The following is a 22,660-nucleotide window of genomic DNA, read 5'->3' on the forward strand; positions in this document are numbered from 1 at the left end:
GCCATACCTGTCGCTCCATCTGGTATCTTTTTTGCTAAATGCGTTACAGTGAACCGTCATCCGCCGTCCACTCAGGAGCTACCCGTGCCGGCCCGATCCGCCCCGGAATCCATCCCATCGACCGAGATCCTCAACACGCTCGGCGAGTTCATCGCCTCGCCGCCCGACGGCACCCCGCCCGAGGTGGTGGAAGCCCTGGCGCGCATGGGCGGCAACAGCGCCGATCCGCTGCCGCCGCTGCTGTTCTTCGAGGCCGTCGAGCAGTCGCCGATCGCCATCTCGATCACCGATGCGCAGGCGATCATCCTCTACGCCAACCGCGCCTTCGAGGAACTGACCGGCTACACGCGCGACGAGGTGCTGGGTCATAACGAGTCGCTCCTCTCCAACAACGCCACGCCTACGAACATCTACCAACAGCTCTGGCGCACCATCCAGGCGCGTCAGACCTGGAGCGGTACCCTGGTCAATCGCACCAAGTGGGGCGGGGACTATCTGGCCGAGCTGATCATTACACCGGTCATCGACCGTGACGGTGAGCTCAAATACTTCCTCGGCATGCACCGCGATGTGACAAAGGTGCACGCGCTGGAAGGCGCTTTGCACCAACAGAAGGCACGCCTGGAGACCGTACTCGATGCCGCGCCCGTGATCGTGGCCCTGCTCGACAGCGCCGGCCGGGTGATTCTGGACAATCAGGAATACAAGCGTCTGCTCGGCGAGCTTCAGGGGCGCGAGCCGGCTGAGGTCTTGCGCGCCGCGCTCGGCGAACAGCTCGGACTCGATCCCTTCGTTGCCTGCCTGGAGCAGGGGCGCGCCTTCAAGAACATCGAGGTCAGTCTCGACATCCGTGGCCAATCAAGCACGCGCTGGTTCGCCTGTTCGCTCAACCCGGTCGACGAGTCCGACGCCAGCGCCCGCAGCTATTTCGGCGAATCCATGCCCGGCGAGCGCCGTCTGCTGCTGCTGGCCAACGACATCACCAGCCGCCGCCGCGAAATCGAGCGCGCCCATCTGGAGAACCTGCGCGCGCGTCTGGCCGAGCAACAGCTCATGCACGGCATGCGCGAGGCGCTGGCTGCCGCCGTCTATCAGATCCAGGTGCCGCTCAACGTTATCCAGGCCGCCAGCGGCATGTTGCGCGACGGTGTCGGCCATCCCGAGATCCTGGCGACCCTGCTCGACCAGATCAATGAGTCCGGGATCAAGGCGCTCGCCACCCTGACCGCCGCGCTGCCCGAGGAAACGCGCGAGGCCGGAGTGCGGGTGAATGTCAACAAGCTGCTGCGTCAGGTGCTCGAACTGGAGACCCAGCGCCTGCTGGCGGATGGCATCGTTGTCGACTGGCGTCCGGCGACCCTGCTGCCTGAGCTGAACGGCCACAAGAATCAGTTGCGCGCCATGTTCAAGCACTTGATCGACAATGCCATCCAGGCACTGCGCGAGTCCGGGCGCGCCAACCGTGAGCTGGTTCTGACCACGCGCCCGCTCGACCGGGGCGTGGAAGTCGAGATCCAGGACAACGGCCGTGGCATCGCGTCCGAGGATCGCTATCGTGTCTTTGAGCCGTTCCACATCGGCTGGCGCGACCGGCGCGGTCGGTCCGGCATGGGACTTGCTCTGTCTCAGGAGATCGTCAATGCCCACGGCGGATCGATCGAGGTCGATCCCGATTTCACCGGCGGCTGTCTGATGCGACTGTCCCTGAATGCTGTCTTTGCGGACGACTGAACCTTGACTGATCGATCCATGAGCTTCAATCCAACCGTCCCTGGCGAATTCGGGGAGACGAGCCGGCTTGCCCTGCTCGAATCACAACTCGCGGCGCTGTTCGAGGTCAGCCGCGTGCTGAGCCGTTCGCTCGACCTGCGTCAGACCCTACGCGAGGTGCTCGGCGTGCTGCACGAGTGCGCGAGTCTGCGTCATGGTCTGGTGTCGCTGCTCGACGAGGAGCGTGGCGAACTTCTGATCAGCGCCCTCCACGGCCAGGACGCCGAACCCTTCGAGGCCGTCAGCTACCGTCCCGGCGAGGGTGTCATCGGCCATATCCTCACCGCCAACGCGCCCTGGGTGCTGCCGCGTCTGGGCGATGAGCCGCGTTTTCTCGACCGGCTCAATCTCTATGATCCGGACCGGCCCTTCATCGGCGTGCCCATCCGTAGCGATGAGCAGGCGATTGGCGTGTTCGTGGCCCAACCGCCGGTGGGTGCCGAACTGCTCGACGACCGCGCGCGTTTTCTGGAGATGGTCGCCAACCTCATCGGTCAGGCGGTGCGACTGGCGCGCACGGTCGAGGCCGAGCAGCAGGCGTTGCGTGAGGAGCGCGACAAGCTGCGGCGCGAGGTGCGCGGTACGCATGGTTTCGATAGCATCATCGGCCGCGCCGATGCCATGCGGCTGGTGTTCGAGCAGGTGCGCCAGGTCGCCAAATGGAACACCACGGTGCTCATCCGTGGCGAGTCAGGTACCGGCAAGGAACTGATCGCCAACGCCATCCACTACAACTCGCCGCGCGCCCGCGCGCCCTTCGTCAAGCTCAACTGTGCCGCGTTGCCCGACAATCTGCTCGAATCCGAGCTGTTCGGGCATGAGAAGGGCGCCTTCACCGGCGCGGTCGCGCAGCGCAAGGGCCGTTTCGAGCAGGCCGACGGCGGCACGCTCTTTCTCGATGAGATCGGCGAGATCACACCCGCGTTTCAGGCCAAGCTGTTGCGGGTGTTGCAGGAGGGTGAGTTCGAGCGCGTCGGCGGCGGGCGCACGCTCAAGGTCGATGTGCGGGTGATCGCCGCCACCAACCGTGATCTGGAATCCGAAGTGCGTGCCGGGGAGTTTCGCGAGGATCTCTACTACCGGCTCAATGTCATGCCGATTCGCATGCCCGCCTTGCGCGAGCGCATGGAGGACATCCCGGATCTGGCGCGCTTTCTGGTCACCAAGGTGGCGCGGATGCAGGGGCGCGAGATTCAGATCACCGACAGCGCACTCCGGGCGCTGATGCGCTACGACTGGCCGGGCAATGTACGCGAGCTGGAGAACTGCATGGAGCGCGCGGCGGTGATGAGCGAGAACGGTCTCATCGACCGCGATGTCATCCAGCTCACCGGCATCGACCTGGCCGCCAGTGCGTCCGAACCGGCGCGCTCGACGGCCGCGATGAGCGCGCCGAGCAGCGCGATTGATTTCAACGACCCGGATCTCGACGAGCGTGAGCGTGTCATCGCCGCGCTGGAAGAAGCCGGCTGGGTTCAGGCCAAAGCGGCGCGTCTGCTCAACATGACCCCGCGCCAGATCGCCTATCGCATCCAGACGCTCAATATCAAGGTACGGCAGTTTTGATGGCGCGGCGCTCGCGACCGGCGCACTTGGGAGGCCGGTCGATCCACGTCGGTCAAGCGCCGTGCCGATGGCGTCGGCCGTGTGCCGGCATCGACACCGGCGCGCCGAAGAAGGCGAGCACGGTCAGGTCTTCCTGGATGTCGAAGAAGGCGTGATCGCAGGCGGCCTGGACGTACATCAGCGTCCCGCGCTCGACATGATGCTCGCTGTCGTCGATGCGCAGATGGGCCTTGCCCTCCAGGACCAGATAGAGTTCGTCTTCCTCGTGCGCGCTCGACATGTCCCTGGAGCCGACCGGCAGATGATAGATCGAGCAGGACAGCGAGGGCGTGCGCAGGAATTCCTTGAGGCTCACGCCCGAACGCTCGACCTTGCCGAGCAGGTCGCCGAGTTGAAAAATCTGCCAGGTTGCATCGCTCATGGATCAAAATACCTCTAGTAACAGTTAGTTATGCTGAATTGGAGTTTGCATATTCCATGCCAGGGGAAGATATCAAGGACCGAAGTTGCTGGCAACTGAGAAACATTCGCATCGAATTCAGCGTTCTGCTCAACGCCGCCGTGCTCAACAGGGCGCGATCAGGTGCTCGCCTGCAACACTGAGGCGACTTGACGCGCCACATCCATCTTGAAAGTATCCGCGCTTCTCTGACCGTCCGGGTCGGGTTGTGTTCTCAGGTCTCACATTGGGTCGATAACGGTTGAATCATGCACTGGCGCGCCATCATCCGGCTGTTCGGCCTCCTATTGATGCTCTACAGCCTGAGTTTCCTGCCGTCGCTGGCCCTGGCGCTGCTGTACCAGGATGGTCAATGGCTCGTCTTTCTGAATTCGCTGATGATGACCGCGAGCACGGGCCTGTTGTTATGGCTGCCGAATATCCACGCCAACAGCGAACTCTCGGTCCATGACGGCTTTTTGATCGTTGCGCTGTTCTGGGCGCTGTTGGGGCTGGTCGGTGCGCTGCCGTTCATCTTCGGGCTGCATTTGAGTCTGACGGATGCGGTCTTCGAGTCGATCTCAGGGTTTACCACCACCGGGGCGACCGTCATCGCCGGACTCGACCGGCTGCCGCAGTCGATCCTCTATCATCGTCAGCAGATCCAGTGGCTTGGCGGCATGGGTGTGATCGTGCTGGCGGTGGCCATCCTGCCGCTGCTGGGCGTGGGCGGGATGCAGCTCTACCGCGCCGAGGCTTCGGGCGTGACCAAGCACGAGAAACCGACACCACGTATCGGCGAAACGGCGCGCGTGCTCTGGTCGCTCTATTTCGGTCTGACGGCCGCCTGTGCGCTAGCCTTCTGGTTGGCCGGCATGACTGTGTTCGATGCTGTCGGCCACGCCTTCACCACCGTAGCGACCGGTGGTTTCTCGACCCATGACGCCAGTATCGGGTACTTCGACAGCCCGCTGATCGAATCGATTGCCATCGTCTTCATGCTGGCCGGGGCCGTGAACTTCGCCATCCATTTCGTCGTCTGGCGTGATCTGGACGTTCGCGCCTATCTGCGCGACCCGGAGACGCGGGTCTTCGGTCTGATCTTTTTCGGCGGTTCGCTCTTCATTGCCGCCAGTCTGTACTGGGCGGGCGTCTATGCCGATGCGCTGTCATCACTGCGGTATGGAACCTTTCAGGTCGTCTCCATCCTGACCAGCACCGGGTTTGGCACCGCGACCTTCGGCGACTGGCCGCTGCACATTCCGCTGGTGCTGGTCATCCTGTCGTTCACCGGCGGCTGTGGTGGCTCTACGGCGGGCGGGATCAAGGTGCTGCGCGTGATGCTGCTGTTCAAGCTGGGTATGCGTCAGTTGCTCCAGTTCGCCCATCCGCATGCTGTGCTGGAGATCAAGGTCGGTCAGCGCGTCGCCAGGGACGACGTGCTGCTCTCGGTCTGGGGGTTCTATGTCCTCTATGTCGCGACCTGTCTGCTGCTGACGGTAGCCATGATGGCGGCGGGTCTGGATCTCGAATCGGCCTTTGGCGCGGCCTTCACCACCGTCAATCTCTGCGGTCCAGGACTCGGCGAGGTGGCCGCCAGCTTCGCCACGGTCGATTCGGTGGTCAAATGGTTGGGCATCTTCGGCATGCTGGCGGGGCGGCTGGAGATCTTCACCCTGCTGATCCTGTTCACGCCGGCCTTCTGGCGGTATTGAGTCGCCTTTCTTCCGCCTGGGCACGAAATCTGTAATGCTAGTGCGTCTCTCGTTTGCTCGGTCTCAGACCCATGATCCACTTGACGCTCAATGGCGAGCCGCAGGCGCTCGCGCTCGATCCGGCCACGCCCCTGCTGTGGGTGCTGCGCGACCATTTCGGACTGACTGGCACCAAATACGGCTGCGGCGAGGGCGCCTGCGGTGCCTGTGTCGTGTGGCTCGACGGCGAGCCGGTCAAGTCCTGCTCCACGCCGTTGTCGGCCGTCGAAGGGCGTTCGGTCCAAACCATCGAGGGACTGTCTCCCGATGGGCGTCATCCGTTGCAGCTGGCCTGGGTTCTGGAAGAGGTGCCTCAGTGCGGCTACTGCCAGTCGGGTCAGATCATGACGGCGGCGGCGCTGCTGGCCAGACATCCGCGTCCGAGCGACGAGCAGATCGATGCGGCCATGTCTGAGGTGTTGTGCCGCTGCGGCAGTTATGGGCGTATCCGTCGCGCCATCCATCGGGCGGCCACACCAGAGGTCCAGGGTGGCTGACTCCGGGTCGATGAAAGGATTGACGCGGCGCGATCTGCTCAAGATCGTCACCCTGAGCGGTGGCGGGCTGGCGCTGGGTTGGGTCTGGCCGGCGCGTGCGGAGACAAATGAGCCGGCGGCCCCCAGATCCCCGGACCCGTTCGAACCCAATGCCTGGATCAATATCCATGCCGATGGTCGCATTCAGGTGCGGCTGGCACGCGCGGAGATGGGGCAGGGGGTCATGACTTCGCTGGCCATGCTGCTGGCCGAGGAGCTGGAGGTCGGACTCGATCAGCTCCAGATCGAACCGGCGCCTGTCGCTCCAGCCTATGTCAATTATCTGCTGGGCGAGCAGGCGACCGGCGGTGGCACCTCCACCCGCGATGCCTGGAACACCCTGCGCGAGGCTGGCGCTCTGGCGCGAACGCTCATGATCGCGGCAGCGGCTCAAACCTGGGGCGTACCCGAATCGGAATGCCGGGCGCGCCGGGCACAGGTTCATCATGCAGATGGGACACGCCGTCTCACCTATGGCGAGCTGGCCGCTACGGCGACCCGTCTGCCGGCCCCGTCATCGGTCGAACTCAAGGCCAAGCCCGACTGGACCCTGATCGGCACCAGCCCGCGCCGGCTCGACACCCCGCTCAAGGTGCGCGGCGCGGCGCATTTCGGACTCGATGTCCGGCTGCCGGGGATGCTCTATGCCACGATTGCGCGCTGTCCGGTCATCGGCGCTCAGATCAGTGGCTGGAATGGGCAGGCCGCGCACGCGGTGCCCGGCGTGATCGATGTATTTGCGGTGCGCTATGGGATCGCGGTCGTGGCCGAGACCAGTTGGGCGGCGCTGACCGGGCACGCGCGTCTGGAGGTCGAGTGTCGGCCCCGAGTCAATACGGCGGTGACGACCGAGCGCCTGCATTCACGTCTGCGTATCGGTCTGAACGGACGCGCGCCCGTGGCGCTCAAGGAAGGGGATGTGAGTCGCGCCCTGGCCAGGGCGGCACTGGAGATCGAGTCGGTCTACGAGGTGCCCTTCCAGGCTCATGCCTGCATGGAGCCGATGAACTGCACGGCCGACGTGCGCCCGGACGGTTGTGACATCCATGTGCCGACCCAATCGCCTGCGGCCACGCGCGAGACAGCGCGGCATCTCACCGGACTGTCAGCCGAGCGTATCCGGGTGCACACCACCTTTCTCGGCGGCGGCCATGGGCGGCGGCGTGAGCAGGACTTCGTGCAGGACGCTGTCGAACTCTCACAGCGGCTCGGGCGGCCGGTTCAGGTGATCTGGACGCGCGCCGACGATCTGCAGCACGACTACTATCGACCCATGACACTGCATCGACTGCGCGGTGGACTCGATGCAGCGGGCGAACCTGTGGCCTGGTTCCATCGTGTCGTGGGACCATCAGTGCTCGCGCGACGCGATCCAGGGCGTCTTCGCGACGGCATCGATTCGCTCATGACCGACGGAGCGGTGAGCCTGCCCTATCGACTGCCGCATCGACGCTTGGAGTACCGACGCGCCGACACGCCGGTCCCGATCGGACTCTGGCGCGGTGATGGTCATTCGCACAATGCCTTTGCAACCGAGTGCTTTCTCGATGAGCTGGCGCGGGCGGGCGGGCGCGATCCACTGGAACTGCGCCGGCAGCTGCTGGCCGAGAGTCCAGCGCATCTGGCGCTGCTCGACCGGCTCGCCGAGTACTGGGCCGCACCCGTGCCCGAGGGGCAGGGACGCGGGCTGGCGCTGGTCGAGGCCATGGGCAGCCGTCTGGCCCTGCTGGCGGAGGTCTCAGTCGAGGACGGAAAGATACGCGCACGGCGCTTCGTCGCTGTGCTGGACGGCGGTCAGGTAGTCAATCCGGATGCGGTGCGGGCGCAGATCGAGAGCGGGATCGTCTTCGGGCTGACCGCGACGCTCAAGGGCGCGATTACCTTCAGCGATGGCCAGGTCGAGCAGGCCGATTTCGGCGACTATCCACTGCTGCGCTTCGACGAGATGCCCGAGGTCGAGTCGATCCTGATCGACAGCGATGCCCCGCCCGGCGGGGTCAGCTCCATCGCCACGCCGGCGGTGGCGCCGGCCGTGGCCAATGCGCTCCTGGCGTTGCTCGGCCGGCCGTTCAGAACCCTGCCGATCCGGCTCTAAACCGCCAGCAGGCGCGCCTGCGCCTTCATCTTATTGACGATGGCATAGACACCGACATGGCGGTTGGGGCTCAGATGCTCTTCGAGTTGCAGACCCTGGAAGAGCGCGTCGACATCGAGCGCGTCGATCTCGTCCGGGGTCTTGCCGGAGAAGAGTCCGACCAGCAGGGCGACCACGCCCTTGATGATAGCCGTGTCGCAGTCGCCCCAGTAGGCCAGCCGCCCGGAGTGCTCCGGATGCGGATGGGCCGCCACATGCACCAGGCTCATGCACTCGACGACACGGTTGGCGTCGGTCTTGTCCGCGCCCGGCATGGGCGGCAGACGCTCGCCGAGTTCAACCAGATATTGATAGCGCGACTCCCAGTCGCCCAGCAGCTCGAAGTTCTCGATGATCTCGCTGATGTCCTCATTCATGCCACACACCACGCGCGACTAGACACGGAAGGACTCGCCGCAACCGCAGTGATCCTTGGCATTCGGATTGCGGAACTCGAAGCCCTGGTTGAGCAGATTGGTCGTGACGAAATCGATCTCCAGTCCGTCGAGACGCTCCAGGTTCGCGTCGTCGACCACGACCTTGATGCCATGACTCTCGAACACTCGATCGTCGTCGCTGAGTTCGTCGGCATAGTCGACCGCATAAGTGAATCCGCTGCATCCGCTCTTCTTGGTGCCGACACGCAGACCCAGGCCATGCCCGCGCTGTTCGAGCTGGATGGCGACGTGTCGCGCCGCCGCCTCGGTCAAGGTGACTGTCATCGCTCTAACCTCGTTGAAAATCATGATCACTTGATGGGGCTGAATTTGCATCCGCCGCGGCGCTTTTTCAAGGTTGAACCGCATCCGGACAGCAGGTATCGTCCACGCCATTGATCCCGTCCTCCGTGCTTAGGCCTCTCTTGCGTTCCGATTCGCTCGCTCAGTCCTCGCCCACCCTGTCCGAGAGCGCCATCCAGGTTCCAGTCGCCCTGGGCGTGCTGGATACGGCGCTGTGTCTGAACTGGCTCCAGACCCCAAATGATCCGCAGACGCCGCCACCGGATCTGACGACCAGCCCCGAGTTCATGCCGCTGGCGCGCCAGGTGTTTGCTAATGGTCAGCCGGTTCGCCAGACCATTGAACTCGCCGGCGCCATGCACGCGCATCGGCTCGATCTGATCCTGACGCCCATGCTCGGCACGGCGGGCGAGACGACCGGCGTCTTCGTCGGCGTACTCGATCTCACCGAAACACGGCGTGTCGAGCAGGCACGGCGCGAGAGCGAGAACCAGTTTCGACTCATGTTCGATCTGGCGACGGTCGGCATGGCCGTCATCGAGCCGAGCACCCGGCGCGTGCTGCGGGTCAACCAGCGTCTGTGTCGGATCCTCGGCTACGAGGCCGATGAATTGCTCGGGATGTCCTTTCTGGATCTCACCTACCCGGAAGATCGCCAGCACGACCGGCGACGTTTCCGGCGCGCGGTGCTGCAACTGGACACCGATTATTTCACCGAGAAGCGCTATGTCCGCAAGGACGGTACCGTGGTCTGGGCGTTGGTGAATGCGACCTTCATCCGCGATCCAAACGGTTATCCGGTGCGCGCCGTGGCCGCCATCATCGATATCACTGACCGGCGCGAAGCCGAGCGGCGCAAGGACGAGTTCCTGGCCGTGCTCGGGCACGAGTTGCGCAATCCCATGGCGCCGATCCGGCATGCTGTCGAGATCCTGCAGGCGCTGGGCGTCAACGGAGATCCGCGGGTCAACTGGGCAATCAAGGTGCTTGACCGCCAGACGGCGCACATGGGCCGTCTGCTCGACGACCTGCTCGATGTGTCGCGGATCGTGCAGGGGCGCATCGAGCTGGAAACGGTCGAGCTTCAGGTGCGTGAACTGCTCCAGCAGGCCGCCGATGGTGTACGCGCACTCATGGACGAGCATCGGCACCGTTTCGTCTGTCGGCTGCCCCCGTCCGCGTGGCGCGTTCTGGGCGATCCGGTGCGGCTGTCACAGATTCTGCTCAACATCCTGGTCAATGCCGCCAACTACACGCCACCCCGCGGCGAGATCCGCCTTGAGTCCCGGATCGAGGGTGAATCTGTGCTGATCGAGGTGCGCGACAATGGTCAGGGGATGACAGCCGAACAGCTCGATTCGCTCTTTGGTCTGTTCACGCGCGGGCCGCATGCCTGCGATACCGCCAGCGGCGGTCTGGGGTTGGGCCTGGCCATCGCGCGCCGGCTCACCGAACTGCATGGCGGCAGTCTGGACGCGCGCAGCGAAGGGTTGGGGCGCGGAACCGAGCTCTGCCTGCGGCTGCCGATCCTGACTGGCGCGCCGCCGTCGAGTCTGAACAAGCGCCTGGACGCGCCAGCCGCGTCGCCATCCGGCGAGAAGCCACAGGTGCTGGTGGTGGACGACGACCCGGACGTGGTCGACGCTCTGGCGATGCTGCTGGAGATCCTGGGCTACCCGGTCGCTGTCGCCCGCTCCGGTCCCGAGGCACTGGAGTTGGCGCGGCAGCAGTGTCCGCGCGTGGCGCTGCTCGACATCGGCCTGCCCGGCATGGACGGGCTGGAGATCGCGCGGCGGCTGCGTGCCCAGTATCCAGACCCTGAGTGCTTGAAGTTGGTCGCCCTGACCGGACTCGGTCACGAAGAAGCCCGCGAGCGCTCGCTGGCGGCCGGTTTCGATGAGCATCTGGTTAAACCGCTTGGACGTCAGGCGCTGCTGGCGTTACTCGAGTCTGTGGAGCAATGAACGCATGAAAACCGTGGTCGCAATTCGGCATGTGGCGTTTGAAGACCTGGGGTCTTTTGCCTCGGTACTGGCTCAGCGCGGCTTCAGTCTGCGTTATCTGGAGGCCGGTGTTGATCAACTCGATGACCTCGACCCCAGTGAGCCGGACGTGCTGGTCGTGCTGGGCGGGCCGATCGGCGCCTACGAGGAGTCGAACTATCCCTTCATCCGCGACGAACTGCGCCTCCTGGAAAAACGCTTGCAGGCCGACCGCCCGACGCTTGGGATCTGTCTCGGTGCACAGCTGATGGCGCGGGCGCTCGGGGCGCGTGTCTATCCGGGACCGCGCAAAGAAATCGGCTGGATGCCGCTGCATCTGTCGCCGGAGGGGCAGGTTGTACCGCTGGCGCATGTGGATGGCGCCCTGACCTCGATGCTGCACTGGCATGGCGATACCTTCGATCTGCCGGCGGGCGCGACGCGACTGGCCTCCACCGACCTGTATCCCAATCAAGCCTTCTCCTGGGGACGCTCGGCGCTGGCGCTTCAGTGTCATCCCGAGGTACGCGCCGGCCAGCTCGAACGCTGGCTGATCGGTCATGCCAGCGAGCTGGCCGGTGCCGGAATCTCGATACCGGACTTGCGCGCCGAGAGTGCGCGTCTGGCGCCAACCCTGGAGCAGCAGGGTCAGCGGTTCTTCGACGCCTGGCTAACGGCCGTCGACGCTCATCCGTGATGCGCGGCCTCAATGCCGATGCTCGGCCACGCGCATGCTGGAGGCCGAGGCCATGTCGAGCAGTCCGCGCATCAGGGCGGCGCGCTCGGCCATTGGCAAGGTTTCGATCAGCGCCTGCTTGTCCTCGGGACTGAGCGGCAGATGCGCGCACAGCAGGTTGGTCAAATCCTGATCGGCCATCTTCTCGATGTCGTTCCAGGGGATCTCGACGCCGTGCAGGCTGCAATAGGTCTTGAGCGAGCTGAGAAAGCCGGGGCGATCGGGGATGCGTCCCTCGTCGTCATGACAGTCGGCAGCGAAGCGCTCCCAGTCGACCTGCGCGCGACGATAGCCGTTGTGCTCCTCGATTTCGTGCGACACCTGGAAGCGGCAGACCCCGGTGAGCACCAGCATGATGCGCCCATCCGGGGTTTCGCTGTAGGAGGTGATGCGCCCGGCACAACCGACGTGATGGATCGCCGGGACATCCTCCATCAGCGTCTCACTGGTCGGCTGGATCATCCCGATCAAGTGATGCGAGGCCAGCACATCGGCAACCAGACTGAGATAGCGCGGTTCAAAGATGTTCAGCGGCAGTTGCACGCCCGGCATCACTACCGCGCCGGCCAGCGGGAACAGCTGCAACGTCGGGGGTAGGTCGGAGAACTTGGGGAAGAACGGAGTACGAGTCATCAATGGAGCTCCAGTCGAACCGCGTCCGATGAATCCTATTGGAAAGGCGTAGCAAGCGCGCGTGTTGGCGCTGTACATGCCCTATGATGGGGCATTGTGATCGAATCACCAGTCTCGAACCTGGAAATTGCCGCGCCCGGCCGCACCTTCCAGGCCGAACGCGCCAGACGGGCGCCTATTTATCGACTGAGAGGGAACCATGCCGGATACATCAGCCACCCAGGACCGGATCGACGCCGCGCGTGCGTCACTCGCCGAGCAGTACCCGCGGGTGCGCCGTTTCTCGGAGCAACTCTGCGAGCCGTTGGAGATCGAGGACTATGGCTTGCAGACCGTGGTCGAGGCCAGCCCGCCTAAATGGCATCTGGCCCATGTTTCCTGGTTCTACGAGACCTTTCTGCTGCGACCCTTGCTGCCGGGCTATCAGGTCTTCCATCCGCGTTTCGAGTATCTGTTCAACAGCTATTACGAACAGACCGGCACCGGCTTTTGGCCGCGTCACGAACGCGGCCTGCTGGCGCGTCCGACCGTGGCTGAAGTGTACGACTACCGGCGGCATGTCGATGCGGCCATGGCGCGTCTGATCGCTGAGTGTGCTGAGTCGGATTGGCCGACCGTCGAGCTCCGCCTGCGCATCGGACTCAATCATGAGCAGCAGCATCAGGAACTACTGGTCACCGACATCAAGCGCCACTTTGCCCATAACCCACTGCGACCGGCCTATCGCACTGATCTGCCTGTGGCGTCCGCGAGCTTGCCCGCGCCGCTCCAGTGGCTCGACTTCGAAGGCGGTCTGATCGAGGTCGGCACCGAGCGCGAAGGTTTCCACTACGACAATGAAGCACCCCGCCATCGCGTGTTCGTCGCGCCCTTCAAGCTCGCCGACCGTCCTGTGACCAATGGCGAGTTCCTGGAGTTCATCCAGGACGGCGGCTATCAGAACACCGGACTCTGGCTCTCGGATGGATGGGCGACGGTCAAGTCACAGGGCTGGCGTGCACCGCTCTATTGGGAAGAGCGTGATGGCGAATGGTGGCTGATGACGCTCTCCGGAATGCGGCCGCTCGATCCAGCCGAGCCGGTCTGCCATGTCAGCTATTACGAAGCCGATGCCTACGCCACCTGGGCCGGCAAGCGTCTGCCGACTGAGTTCGAGTGGGAGCAGGCCGCGCACGGTCAGTCGATCGCGGGCAATTTCGTCGACGACGGCTGGCTGCATCCGCGTCCGGCTCAGCGTGGCGAGGGGCTGAAACAGCTCTTCGGCGACGTCTGGGAGTGGACCGGCTCGGCCTATCTGCCCTATCCAGGCTATCGCGCCGCACCGGGTGCGCTCGGTGAGTACAACGGCAAGTTCATGTGCAACCAGATGGTGCTGCGCGGCGGCTCCTGCGCGACCTCGCGCGACCATATCCGCCCGACCTATCGTAACTTTTTCTATCCCCAGGAGCGCTGGCAGTTCATGGGCTTCCGACTGGCGGAGGTGGGCGCATGAGACTGGACACAGCGGCATTACAGGCTTCATCGATGACACAGGGACACACCGGATCGGGCGAGCGCGTCGAGTCACGCATCCGCTTCTTCGACTTCCATCCGACCACGGCCGACGTGCGCGCCGAGGTGCTGGAGGGACTGAGCCAACCACACAAACGGCTGCCGCCCAAGCTGTTCTACGATCAGCAGGGCTCGCGGCTGTTCGACGCCATCACCGAACTGCCCGAGTATTACCCGACCCGCACCGAGATCCAGATCCTGCGCGATCATGGCGAGGCGATGGCCGAGCAGCTTGGACGCGGCTGTGTGCTGATCGAGTTGGGGAGCGGCAGCAGTCTCAAAATTCAGACGTTGCTCGCGGCTCTGCGGCCCAGGGTCTATATCCCGGTCGACATCTCCAGGGCCCATCTGCTCGAATCGGCCCAGGCGCTCGCCGAGCGTTTTCCGGAGCTGTCGATCCGCGCTGCCTGTGCCGATTATTCCGGACCCTTCGAGCTGCCCTTGGAACCCGAGTGGCGCGATCTGGCGGCCTTCTTCCCCGGATCGAGCATCGGCAATTTCGATCCGGACGAGGCGCGTGCTTTCCTCAAGCGCGTGGGGCGTGTGCTGGGTCCGGGCGGGCGCTTGCTGATCGGGGTGGATCTCAAGAAGGAGCGCGCCGTGCTGGAAGCGGCCTACAACGACGCCCAGGGCGTCACAGCCGCGTTCAATCTCAATCTGCTCACCCGGCTTAACAGTGAGCTGGGGGCCGATTTCGAGGTCGACGCCTTCCGTCATCGCGCTGTCTTCAACGAGGACGCCAGCCGTATCGAGATGCATCTGGTCAGTCGGGGCAATCAGCGCGTGCGCGTCGCCGGGCAGGTCTTCGACGTCCGGCTCGGCGAGAGCATCCATACCGAGAACTCCTATAAATACGGCATCGAGGACTTCCAGCGGCTCGCGCGCTCGGCAGGCTTCGTCTCCGAGCAGGTGTGGACCGACGCGGGCGAGCTGTTCAGCGTCCACTGTCTGCGCGTGGAGGATGCCTGAGCGCCGTCACACGGCATGGCGTTCGTCGTTGCTTCGAGGCGACGGCTATTTTCATCGCTTCCAGGCAACCTGATACCATCAGGTTCTCAATGGTTTTCAAACCGCCAATGGTGTGGGAGCAAGCGCCATGTCACTGATTCAACCTTTCGCTGGTCTGCGTCCGGCGCCCGGTCGTGCGGCCGAAGTCGCCGCGCCACCCTATGACGTGCTGAACACCGCCGAGGCACGGCGTCTGGTTACGGGGCATCCCTGGAGCTTTCTGCACATCTCGCGCGCCGAGGTCGATCTGCCCGAGGATACCGACCCCTACGCGCCCGAGGTCTATGCCAAAGCACGCGAGAGCCTGGAGCGGATGCTGGCCGCAGGCGTGCTGGTCCGCGATCCTGAGCCGTCTTACTCCGTCTATCGTCTGATCATGGGCGAGCATGTCCAGACTGGATTGGTCGTCTCGGCCTCGATCGCCGACTATGACGCCGGGCGCATCAAGAAGCACGAGTTCACCCGTCCGTCCAAGGAGGATGATCGGGTGCGCCAGATCCAGGCGCTCGACGCCCAGACCGGGCCGGTGCTGCTGGCCTATCGCGCCACGCCCGACATCGACCGGACACTCGCGACCATCGTCGCCGACACGCCGCCCGAGGTCGACATCACCGCCGCCGACGGTGTGCGCCATCAGCTCTGGCCGGTGGTCGGGCGCGATGTGATCGAGCATCTGACTCAGGCGTTCGATCGGCTCGACAGTCTCTACATCGCCGATGGGCATCATCGCTCAGCGGCCGCCTCGCGCGTTGCGGCCTCGCGACGGTGTGGGGATGGAGGGGCCGCCGAGGCGCATCAGGGCTTCCTTGCCGTAGCCTTCCCGCACGATCAGATGCGCATCCTTGACTACAACCGACTGGTGCGCGATCTCAATGGCCTGGATGTCGGTGCTTTCCTGGAACGGGTCGCCGAGTGCTTCACTGTCGAGCCGTCCGACACGCCGGTCTCACCCGAGCGTCCGGGCGTCTTCGGGATGTATCTCCAGGGTGCCTGGTACCGCTTGACGCTTTCCGACACGATCCCGCCCGCTACCGATCCAGTCGCCGCGCTGGATGTGAGCCGGTTGCAGGAATATCTGCTTGGCCCGATCCTCGGCATCCAGGATCCGCGCCGCGACGAGCGCATCGACTTCGTCGGCGGCATCCGGGGTCTGGCTGGCCTCACCGCGCGCGTCGACTCGGGTGAGATGGCCGTGGCCTTCGCCCTGCATCCGACCCGCCTGGAGGAACTGATGGCGGTGGCCGACCGGGGCGAGGTCATGCCGCCCAAATCCACCTGGTTCGAACCCAAGCTCGCCGATGGGCTGGTCAGCCTCGTTCTTTAGGACTCGGCCCAAAGGTCGGCCCATTCGGCTGATCAAGACCGATCGCTGATTGCTGGAGGCTGCGCGCATCTCATGGTCAAACCACTCTACAACCTCCCCGAGCCGGACACCGACGACGCGGAGACGATCCGCCATTGGCTCGACAGTCTGGAGGGCGACTATCCGGCCGACGAGCACGAGCGCCTCGCCCGTGCCTGTGACGTCCTGTCACACTGCCAGGGTGAGTTGCGTCCAGACACTGGTGAGAGCGCGATTCGTCACGGACTCTCCACCGCCGACATCCTGGCGCGCTTGGGCATGGATCATGAGACGCTGATCGCCGCGCTGCTCAAGGGCTGTCCGGCCTTGAGCGCGGGCGAGCTGAGCGAAACGACGCGGCTGGAGGACTTCGGCCCCGGCCTCGCGCGCATGGTCGACGATCTGGCCCGGATCGATCAGCTCGCCAACGTCGAAGCGGTCATCGCCGCCAAGGATCAGCCCCAGCATGAGGAAAATCTGCGTCGCCTGCTGCTCGGCATCGCCGAGGACGTGCGCGTGGTCCTGGTGGTGCTGGCCGAGCGAGTGCATCTGATGCGCGCGATCAAGGATCTGGAGCCGGAGCGGCGCACCAAGATCGCGCGCGACACCCAGCGCGTTTATGCGCCGCTGGCCAACCGGCTCGGTATCTGGCAGATCAAATGGGAGCTGGAAGATCTGTCACTGCGCTATCTCCAGCCTGGTGAATACCGGCGCATCGCCAAGCTACTGGCCGAGCGGCGTGAGGAGCGCGAGCACTATATCGCCGCCGTCATGGCGACGCTGCGCGAGAAGTTCGACGAACTCGGCATCGGCGCCGAGATCACCGGCCGTCCCAAGCACATCTACAGCATCTGGAAGAAGATGCAGCGCAAGGCTGTCGACATCGACGACATCTTCGACCTGCGCGCCGTGCGCATCCTGGTCGACTCGGTCGCCGACTGCTATGCCGCGCTCGGTGTGGTGCATGGACTCTGGCGTCATATCCCCAAGGAATTCGACGACTACATCGCCACGCCCAAGGGCAACTTCTATCAGTCGCTGCACACGGCGGTCGAGGGGCCGGAAGGCAAGGCGCTGGAAGTCCAGATCCGCACCCACGCCATGCACCAGCATGCTGAGTTCGGCGTAGCCGCGCACTGGGCGTATAAAGAAGCCAAGGGCCATGACGCCGAGTTCCAGCGGCGCGTGGTCTGGATGCGCCAGTGGCTGGAGACCAAGAATGAGGACGAAGCCGCCGGCGAGCGGCTGGAGCGTTTCAAAGCCGAGTTCGAACCGGCGCACATCTATGTGCTCACGCCCCAGTCCAAGGTGGTCGAGCTACCCAAGGACGCCACGCCGCTCGATTTTGCCTATGCCATCCATTCCGAGATCGGCAACCGCTGTCGGGGCGCCAAGGTCAACGAGCGCATCGTCCCGCTCAATCACACACTCCACAGCGGCGATACGGTCGAGATCCTGACCCAGAAGAACGCGGCCCCGAGCCGCGACTGGCTCAGTCCGCATCACGGCTATCTGACCACGGCCCGCGCGCGCAACCGGGTGCGCCAGTGGTTCAAGCAGCAGGACTTCGACAAGCATCTGCACGAGGGACGCGGGATGCTGGAACGCGAGCTGGCGCGGCTCGGCATCGGCGACAAGCCGCACCTCGATGCGATTGCCCCGCGTTTCAACTTCAAGCGCGGTGAGGATGTCTTGGCGGCCATCGGGCGCGGTGATCTGGCGGTCGGTCTGGTCGCGCGTCAGGTTGGCGAGCCGAAGAGCGAGGAGTCCAAGGAACGCGAGCGCGAACCTGAAATCAAGCCGCGCGCCCCGCGCCATCACAAACCGGGCCATCATAAGAACGGTTCGGGCAGCGATGTCGTGGTCGAGGGCGTCGACGATCTCATGACCCAGATGGCGCCCTGCTGCAAGCCCGTCCCGTATGATCCCATCATCGGTTTCGTCACACGCGGGCGCGGCGTGACCATCCATCGGCGCGACTGCGGCAACATCCGGCATCTGGGCGCCGATGAGCGTGAGCGGCTGATCGAGGCACACTGGGCCGATCAGCCCGGCAGCAGTCACTACCCGGTCGATCTACTCGTCGTGGCCGCCGATCGCAAGGGCTTGCTGCGCGATGTCAGTTCCATCTTCTCGGATGCCGATATCGATGTGATCGGGGTCGAGACCCACTCGGAGCGCAGCACCGATACCGCTTCGATGCGTTTCACCATCGAGGTCGCGGACAATGCGCATCTGGAACGGCTCATGATCAAGCTCCAGCAGATTCCAGGGGTCGATGAAGTCCGCCGTTTCCATTGATCATCGCGAAACTATTGGATCGAGTGCAGGGGCCATGACCGCCGATTACAGCCACTTGCTGGGGCTTTGCCAGCACTTTGCCATTGAGCCGCCGATCAGCGCCATCTCGCCCCTGGGGCGAGGGCTGATCAACGACACCTATCGACTGGAGGCCGGTGGGCGCGCCTATGTGCTTCAGCGGCTCAATGGGCATGTCTTTCCCGAGCCTGAGCGGATCATGGTCAATCTGGCGCGATTGGGGCGTCATCCCGAGCCGCCCGAATCGCTCGGGCTGCACGTTCCGGCCCTGATTCCGACCCGCGACGGGACGAGTTGCGTCCGCGATCAGACAGGCGCCGTCTGGCGTCTGATGGATTTCGTCCCCGACACCTGCAATCTGCCTCGTCTCCAGAGCATCGAGCAGGCGCGCGAGGTCGGTCGGGTGCTGGGGTGTTTCCATCGCTGGACGGCGGCGCTGCCGGTCGAGGACTTCGCGGTCACGCTGCCCGGCTATCACGACACAGCGGGCTATCTCGGGCGTCTGCGTGCGCTGTTCGAACCGGGGACTGCCGCGACCGAGATCGCCCCACTCCTGCGCTTCATTGAGGCGCGGTCGGATCTGGCTGAGACGCTGGATCAGGCCGTGCGTTCAGGCCGGATCGCGCCACGCCTCACCCATGGCGATCCCAAGCTCGACAACATCCTCTTCGACCAGGACGCTCGGCGCGCCCTGGCGCTGATCGATCTGGACACCATCCAGCCGGGGCTGATCCAGCACGATCTGGGTGATTGTCTGCGTTCCTGCTGCAATGCCCTGGGCGAAGGCGAGACCGATCCGGCGCGGGTGCGGTTCGATCTCAGGCTCGCCGGGGCGATCCTCGCCGGCTATGCCGAGGCCACGCGCGACTGGCTGAGCGGTGAAGACATCGACTGTCTGTTCGACGGCATCCGGGTCATGCCCTTCGAGCTGGGTCTGCGCTTTCTCACTGATCATCTCCAGGGTGATCGCTATTTCAAGGTCGACCGGCCGGGACGCAATCTCATCAAGGCGCGGATCCAGTTCGCCCTGGTTGCCGACATCGAGCGCCAGGACGCGGCGATCCGCGCAGTGATCGTCGAAGCCTTCCGGTCCTGAGCGACGGCTTGCGCCGAAAAGACGTGCCTTCGTCAAGGCTCACGCGCTACCCGAAAGCCGAGCATGTTGAGCTTGGTATCGGGTGCAAAATGCGCGCGGACGAAGGCGCGCATTGAGTCCGCCGGTTTGTTGAAGGCTCCGCCGCGGGCGACCCGGTTGGTGCAATTGCCGGTGAGCAGGGCGCGTCCGTTGTCTGGAGCGCCTTCATAGCGTGCTCGATAACAGTCGGCGACCCATTCCAGCGCGTTGCCGGCCGTTTCGTAGAGGCCGAAAGGATTGGCCGGAAAGCTCATCACCGGCGCTGTGGAACGGTCATCCCATTGACTGTCGCAGTCGAAACAGACCGCGTGATTGGAACCGACGTCCTGACCCCACCAGAAGGGCGTGGTGGTTCCGGCGCGCGCGGCGAACTCCCATTCAGCCTCGCTGGGCAGGCGATAGCGATGGCCGGTTTGTTGCGAGAGCCAGGCCGTATAGTCGCGGGCCTCCGCCCAGCTGATACCGATCACTGGGCGTGTTCCGCGTCCCCAACCCTGATCGCTGGGCGGTTTGCGGCCCGTGGCGCGGGCAAAGCGGTCGTACTCCAGAAAGGTGACTTCATGGGCGGCCATCATGAAGGAATCGACCTTGACTGAACGCGCCGGGCTGTAGTCCTCGCCGCCGAGACTGTTGTATCCCATCCGGAAGGTGCCGCCGCTGAGTACGAGCATCGCCGGCCCGGGCGTGCCGTCGCGGAGCCGATCCTGATGGATGCGCGGCGGCTGGTTGGACTCAACCACCGGAGGCGGCACGGAGGATGGGGCCGCCGCCGGTTCGGTTTGCACCTTGGGCGGGTTGCGGCCTTTGGGAGGCGGCTCGACCTGGGCGGCGACTTCAGGACGCTGATCGGGCCTGGGGGCCGTGTCGCGATCGCCCATTAGATAAATATTGGCAATCGCCGAGACCGTGAGCAGTACGACCAGCACACCGCTGCTCGCGAGCAGCCAGCGCGGCGTCACCGAGCCGCTACGGACGACCACAGGAGCGGTCTGAGCCGGTGCTGGTGCCGGTGCGTTCTGAGCGGCAGTGCCACTGGTCTCCAGTAATTCCTGACGCAAGCGCTCAATTTCGCTCTGGGCCTCCTGGAGTGACTGCTCCTTGCGATCGAGCTCCTTCCTGAGTCCCTCCAGCGCCAGATGCTTGTCTTCCATGGCATCTTCGAGCCGCCGGCATTCCTCGGTGATGTGATCGAGCGCCTGCTCCTTGGCATCCAGCGACTGCTGCATGATCAGCAGCTCCTGCTGGAACGCGAGCCGTTCGGTGGCCGTTGCGACCTGGTTGTTGGGCACAAAGTTGTGCTCAGTCAGTCGGGCATTGAGTCGTTGGATCTCCTCTTCCGCCTCCTGGCGCATCTGCTCCAGGGTCTTGCGCAAGAGTTCGGACTCGGCGTCGGAATAGATTTGCGAGTCGGGTTGCTCAGCCATCGGCGTGTGTTCAGTCTCGATCAGCATGGGGACGGTGATGCGGTCGATTGTCCGACTTTGGCGGCATGGATACCAGACCAAACCCGGCTTTATGACGCCGCCAGCGTCTCGGTCCCAATCGCGCGTGTCCGTCGCCCTCGAAAGGCGCTGACGCGGAATGGTTCTAAACGACGTGTTTCAAGGCGATACTTAGCGCCAATTCCAGCTTCATCATTCATCCAGGAGATCTCCGCCCATGCTATTGCCCTTCAAGGAGCATTCACTGCGCCACTCGCTCGTCACCGAACTGCATGCGCGCACCTATATGCCACTGCAAGTGCCGGCGCGTCTTTCACACATCGCGGCTGTCTGCGGCGAGCGTGGGAGCGGTCGCACCGTGCGCCACCTGTACGAGCTGCTCGAGCATCATGGCGTGCCGCGCCCGGAGCGCGTCGAGCAGTATTACATGGTCAGGCTCGGTGACATCCGCCTGCTCTGGGAGCGTCACACTGAGTTTGTCAGCTATACCTTCAGTCTGCCGGGCGAGTTCACGCATCCCTTCGCGAATCCGGCGACAGCGCAACTGCCGAACGAATGGCTCGTCGGGATTCCGGGCGAGGTCATTGCGGCTGTTTCGCTGGCGCTCGAACCGGCGGCGGAGCAGGAGTATTCGCTCGAAGAGTTGAGCGCGCTATTCGGCGGCAATCCGGTGATCGGTTCCGAAGTGGTCGGCGGTCTGGCACGCGCGTATTCGGATCTGCGCATCCATGCGGATGGATTCTCGCGCATCCTGCTGCGCGATCAGGGACTCTCACCCAATCAGGCCGGGCGCTTGGCCAAGCGTATCCTGGAGGTCAGCTCCTATCGGGCCATGGCGTTGCTGGGGCTGCCGCCGGCCCGCGAGGCCAATGCCTGTCTGAGCGATGCCGAGCGGCGTCTGGTGGCCGTTTCCTCGCGCATGGCCTGCCAGGAAGATCGCAGGAGCGAGGTTCCTGAGAGCGAACTGCTGGCCGAGCTGACCGATCTGGCCGCCGAGATCGAGGCCGTGGCCGCCCGCACCAGCTATCGCTTCGAGGCTTCACGCGCCTATTACGGCGTGGTCATGCAGCGCCTGGATCAATTGCGCCAGCGGCGCATCGAGGGCTTGCAGACCTTCAGCGAGTTTCTCGACGCGCGTCTGACCCCGGCGGTCGCCACCTGTGATTCGACCGCCAAGCGCCAGCAGGGACTGGCCGAGCGTGCGGCGCGTCTGACCAGTCTGTTGCGCGCGCGCGTTGAGGTCGAGCTACAGAAACAGAATCGCGGTCTGCTCGAATCCATGAACCAGCGCGCCAAGCTGCAACTGCGGCTCCAGGAGACGGTCGAGGGGTTATCGGTGATCGCCATCGGTTATTACGGCGTTGGATTGCTGGGCTATCTGTTCAAGGGGCTGGAGGCCTATGGCGTGCCGTTTATGTTCGATGCCACCTATGCCACGGGGGTGGCCGCGCCGCTGGTGGTGCTGATCGCCTGGTTCGGGATCCGGCGCATGAAGGCGCGTTTGCTCAAGTCCGAGCACACGAAAATCTAGCGCGGCGTCCAGCGTCGGCGGGACGCTCAATCGAGCCCATCA

At 64.3% G+C, this 22,660-nt stretch carries 18 protein-coding genes; 13 read left to right on the forward strand and 5 right to left on the reverse strand.

The window, feature by feature from the left end:
- Positions 1 to 84 precede the first annotated feature (84 nt).
- Positions 85 to 1,731, forward strand: coding sequence for a nitrogen fixation negative regulator NifL (nifL, locus tag GJ668_RS00890; RefSeq protein WP_186342810.1), 1,647 nt, complete (start codon positions 85 to 87; stop codon positions 1,729 to 1,731).
- 18 nt (positions 1,732 to 1,749) lie between these two features.
- Positions 1,750 to 3,336: a nif-specific transcriptional activator NifA gene (gene nifA, locus GJ668_RS00895; RefSeq protein WP_155448219.1), complete on the forward strand. Its 1,587-nt coding sequence runs from the start codon at positions 1,750 to 1,752 to the stop codon at positions 3,334 to 3,336.
- A 52-nt stretch (positions 3,337 to 3,388) separates the two neighbouring features.
- Here the strand turns inward: nifA and GJ668_RS00900 are convergent, their stop codons facing one another.
- Positions 3,389 to 3,757, reverse strand: a complete 369-nt coding sequence (locus tag GJ668_RS00900) for a cupin domain-containing protein (protein ID WP_155448220.1) — start codon at positions 3,755 to 3,757, stop codon at positions 3,389 to 3,391.
- A gap of 287 nt (positions 3,758 to 4,044) precedes the next feature.
- Between GJ668_RS00900 and GJ668_RS00905 the strand changes: the two genes are divergently transcribed.
- The 3 genes from GJ668_RS00905 to GJ668_RS00915 all read left to right on the forward strand — a co-directional run bounded on the left by GJ668_RS00905 (position 4,045) and on the right by GJ668_RS00915 (position 8,160).
- Positions 4,045 to 5,490, forward strand: a complete 1,446-nt coding sequence (locus GJ668_RS00905) for a TrkH family potassium uptake protein (RefSeq protein ID WP_155448221.1) — start codon at positions 4,045 to 4,047, stop codon at positions 5,488 to 5,490.
- A gap of 71 nt (positions 5,491 to 5,561) precedes the next feature.
- Positions 5,562 to 6,026, forward strand: a complete 465-nt coding sequence (locus GJ668_RS00910; RefSeq protein WP_155448222.1) for a (2Fe-2S)-binding protein — start codon at positions 5,562 to 5,564, stop codon at positions 6,024 to 6,026.
- Between the two features lie 10 nt (positions 6,027 to 6,036).
- Positions 6,037 to 8,160 (forward strand): xanthine dehydrogenase family protein molybdopterin-binding subunit, encoded by a 2,124-nt coding sequence (locus tag GJ668_RS00915; protein ID WP_246194572.1) that lies wholly within the window; start codon positions 6,037 to 6,039, stop codon positions 8,158 to 8,160.
- Here the strand turns inward: GJ668_RS00915 and GJ668_RS00920 are convergent.
- Positions 8,157 to 8,576 carry a SufE family protein gene (locus GJ668_RS00920; RefSeq protein ID WP_155448224.1) on the reverse strand — a complete coding sequence of 140 codons (420 nt, stop codon included), beginning with the start codon at positions 8,574 to 8,576 and terminating at the stop codon, positions 8,157 to 8,159. The two genes, GJ668_RS00915 and GJ668_RS00920, sit on opposite strands and share 4 nt — an antisense overlap.
- An 18-nt stretch (positions 8,577 to 8,594) precedes the next feature.
- Positions 8,595 to 8,921 (reverse strand): HesB/IscA family protein, encoded by a 327-nt coding sequence (locus tag GJ668_RS00925; RefSeq protein ID WP_155448225.1) that lies wholly within the window; start codon positions 8,919 to 8,921, stop codon positions 8,595 to 8,597.
- Between the two features lie 140 nt (positions 8,922 to 9,061).
- On the opposite strand from GJ668_RS00925, the gene GJ668_RS00930 reads away from it, so the two are divergent.
- Both GJ668_RS00930 and GJ668_RS00935 read left to right on the forward strand, forming a co-directional pair.
- The gene (locus GJ668_RS00930) at positions 9,062 to 10,903 is read left to right on the forward strand and encodes an ATP-binding response regulator (protein WP_246194573.1); all 1,842 of its coding nucleotides are present in this window, start codon (positions 9,062 to 9,064) and stop codon (positions 10,901 to 10,903) included.
- Positions 10,904 to 10,907: 4 nt separating this feature from the next.
- A complete protein-coding gene (locus GJ668_RS00935) occupies positions 10,908 to 11,618 on the forward strand; it encodes a glutamine amidotransferase (RefSeq protein ID WP_155448226.1) in 711 nt (236 codons plus the stop codon).
- Between the two features lie 9 nt (positions 11,619 to 11,627).
- Here the strand turns inward: GJ668_RS00935 and GJ668_RS00940 are convergent, their stop codons facing one another.
- Positions 11,628 to 12,290, reverse strand: coding sequence for an LON peptidase substrate-binding domain-containing protein (locus tag GJ668_RS00940; protein WP_155448227.1), 663 nt, complete (start codon positions 12,288 to 12,290; stop codon positions 11,628 to 11,630).
- Between the two features lie 199 nt (positions 12,291 to 12,489).
- Here GJ668_RS00940 and egtB point away from each other — a divergent pair, with 199 nt between their 5' ends.
- The 5 genes from egtB (at position 12,490) to GJ668_RS00965 (ending at position 19,606) form a co-directional block, all read left to right on the forward strand.
- The gene (gene egtB, locus GJ668_RS00945; RefSeq protein WP_155448228.1) at positions 12,490 to 13,782 is read left to right on the forward strand and encodes an ergothioneine biosynthesis protein EgtB; all 1,293 of its coding nucleotides are present in this window, start codon (positions 12,490 to 12,492) and stop codon (positions 13,780 to 13,782) included.
- A 32-nt stretch (positions 13,783 to 13,814) separates the two neighbouring features.
- The gene (egtD, locus tag GJ668_RS00950; protein ID WP_425482463.1) at positions 13,815 to 14,810 is read left to right on the forward strand and encodes an L-histidine N(alpha)-methyltransferase; all 996 of its coding nucleotides are present in this window, start codon (positions 13,815 to 13,817) and stop codon (positions 14,808 to 14,810) included.
- Positions 14,811 to 14,937: 127 nt separating this feature from the next.
- Positions 14,938 to 16,173, forward strand: a complete 1,236-nt coding sequence (locus GJ668_RS00955; RefSeq protein ID WP_155448230.1) for a DUF1015 domain-containing protein — start codon at positions 14,938 to 14,940, stop codon at positions 16,171 to 16,173.
- A 72-nt stretch (positions 16,174 to 16,245) separates the two neighbouring features.
- Positions 16,246 to 18,492, forward strand: a complete 2,247-nt coding sequence (locus GJ668_RS00960; RefSeq protein ID WP_155448231.1) for a RelA/SpoT family protein — start codon at positions 16,246 to 16,248, stop codon at positions 18,490 to 18,492.
- Positions 18,493 to 18,526: 34 nt separating this feature from the next.
- Positions 18,527 to 19,606: a phosphotransferase enzyme family protein gene (locus GJ668_RS00965; RefSeq protein WP_155448232.1), complete on the forward strand. Its 1,080-nt coding sequence runs from the start codon at positions 18,527 to 18,529 to the stop codon at positions 19,604 to 19,606.
- A 32-nt stretch (positions 19,607 to 19,638) separates the two neighbouring features.
- Here the strand turns inward: GJ668_RS00965 and GJ668_RS00970 are convergent, their stop codons facing one another.
- On the reverse strand, positions 19,639 to 21,096 hold the full coding sequence (locus GJ668_RS00970) for an SUMF1/EgtB/PvdO family nonheme iron enzyme (protein WP_246194574.1): 1,458 nt from the start codon (positions 21,094 to 21,096) through the stop codon (positions 19,639 to 19,641).
- 208 nt (positions 21,097 to 21,304) lie between these two features.
- Here GJ668_RS00970 and GJ668_RS00975 point away from each other — a divergent pair, with 208 nt between their 5' ends.
- Positions 21,305 to 22,618: a DUF3422 family protein gene (locus tag GJ668_RS00975; protein WP_155448233.1), complete on the forward strand. Its 1,314-nt coding sequence runs from the start codon at positions 21,305 to 21,307 to the stop codon at positions 22,616 to 22,618.
- Positions 22,619 to 22,660: the final 42 nt, after the last annotated feature.

It is taken from the genome of Allochromatium palmeri (assembly GCF_009720725.1).
Taxonomy (GTDB): domain Bacteria; phylum Pseudomonadota; class Gammaproteobacteria; order Chromatiales; family Chromatiaceae; genus Thermochromatium; species Thermochromatium palmeri.

Excerpts from the sequence above, each read along its gene's own strand:
- GJ668_RS00955 (WP_155448230.1), top strand. The coding sequence starts at position 14,938 with ATGTCACTGATTCAACCTTTCGCTGGTCTGCGTCCGGCGCCCGGTCGT.
- GJ668_RS00975 (WP_155448233.1), top strand. The coding sequence starts at position 21,305 with ATGCTATTGCCCTTCAAGGAGCATTCACTGCGCCACTCGCTCGTCACC.
- GJ668_RS00920 (WP_155448224.1), bottom strand. The coding sequence starts at position 8,576 with ATGAATGAGGACATCAGCGAGATCATCGAGAACTTCGAGCTGCTGGGC.
- nifA (WP_155448219.1), top strand. The coding sequence starts at position 1,750 with ATGAGCTTCAATCCAACCGTCCCTGGCGAATTCGGGGAGACGAGCCGG.
- GJ668_RS00940 (WP_155448227.1), bottom strand. The coding sequence starts at position 12,290 with ATGACTCGTACTCCGTTCTTCCCCAAGTTCTCCGACCTACCCCCGACG.
- GJ668_RS00915 (WP_246194572.1), top strand. The coding sequence starts at position 6,037 with ATGAAAGGATTGACGCGGCGCGATCTGCTCAAGATCGTCACCCTGAGC.
- GJ668_RS00910 (WP_155448222.1), top strand. The coding sequence starts at position 5,562 with ATGATCCACTTGACGCTCAATGGCGAGCCGCAGGCGCTCGCGCTCGAT.
- GJ668_RS00900 (WP_155448220.1), bottom strand. The coding sequence starts at position 3,757 with ATGAGCGATGCAACCTGGCAGATTTTTCAACTCGGCGACCTGCTCGGC.
- GJ668_RS00935 (WP_155448226.1), top strand. The coding sequence starts at position 10,908 with ATGAAAACCGTGGTCGCAATTCGGCATGTGGCGTTTGAAGACCTGGGG.
- egtD (WP_425482463.1), top strand. The coding sequence starts at position 13,815 with ATGACACAGGGACACACCGGATCGGGCGAGCGCGTCGAGTCACGCATC.
- GJ668_RS00960 (WP_155448231.1), top strand. The coding sequence starts at position 16,246 with ATGGTCAAACCACTCTACAACCTCCCCGAGCCGGACACCGACGACGCG.
- GJ668_RS00925 (WP_155448225.1), bottom strand. The coding sequence starts at position 8,921 with ATGACAGTCACCTTGACCGAGGCGGCGGCGCGACACGTCGCCATCCAG.
- egtB (WP_155448228.1), top strand. The coding sequence starts at position 12,490 with ATGCCGGATACATCAGCCACCCAGGACCGGATCGACGCCGCGCGTGCG.
- GJ668_RS00905 (WP_155448221.1), top strand. The coding sequence starts at position 4,045 with ATGCACTGGCGCGCCATCATCCGGCTGTTCGGCCTCCTATTGATGCTC.
- GJ668_RS00970 (WP_246194574.1), bottom strand. The coding sequence starts at position 21,096 with ATGCTGATCGAGACTGAACACACGCCGATGGCTGAGCAACCCGACTCG.
- GJ668_RS00965 (WP_155448232.1), top strand. The coding sequence starts at position 18,527 with ATGACCGCCGATTACAGCCACTTGCTGGGGCTTTGCCAGCACTTTGCC.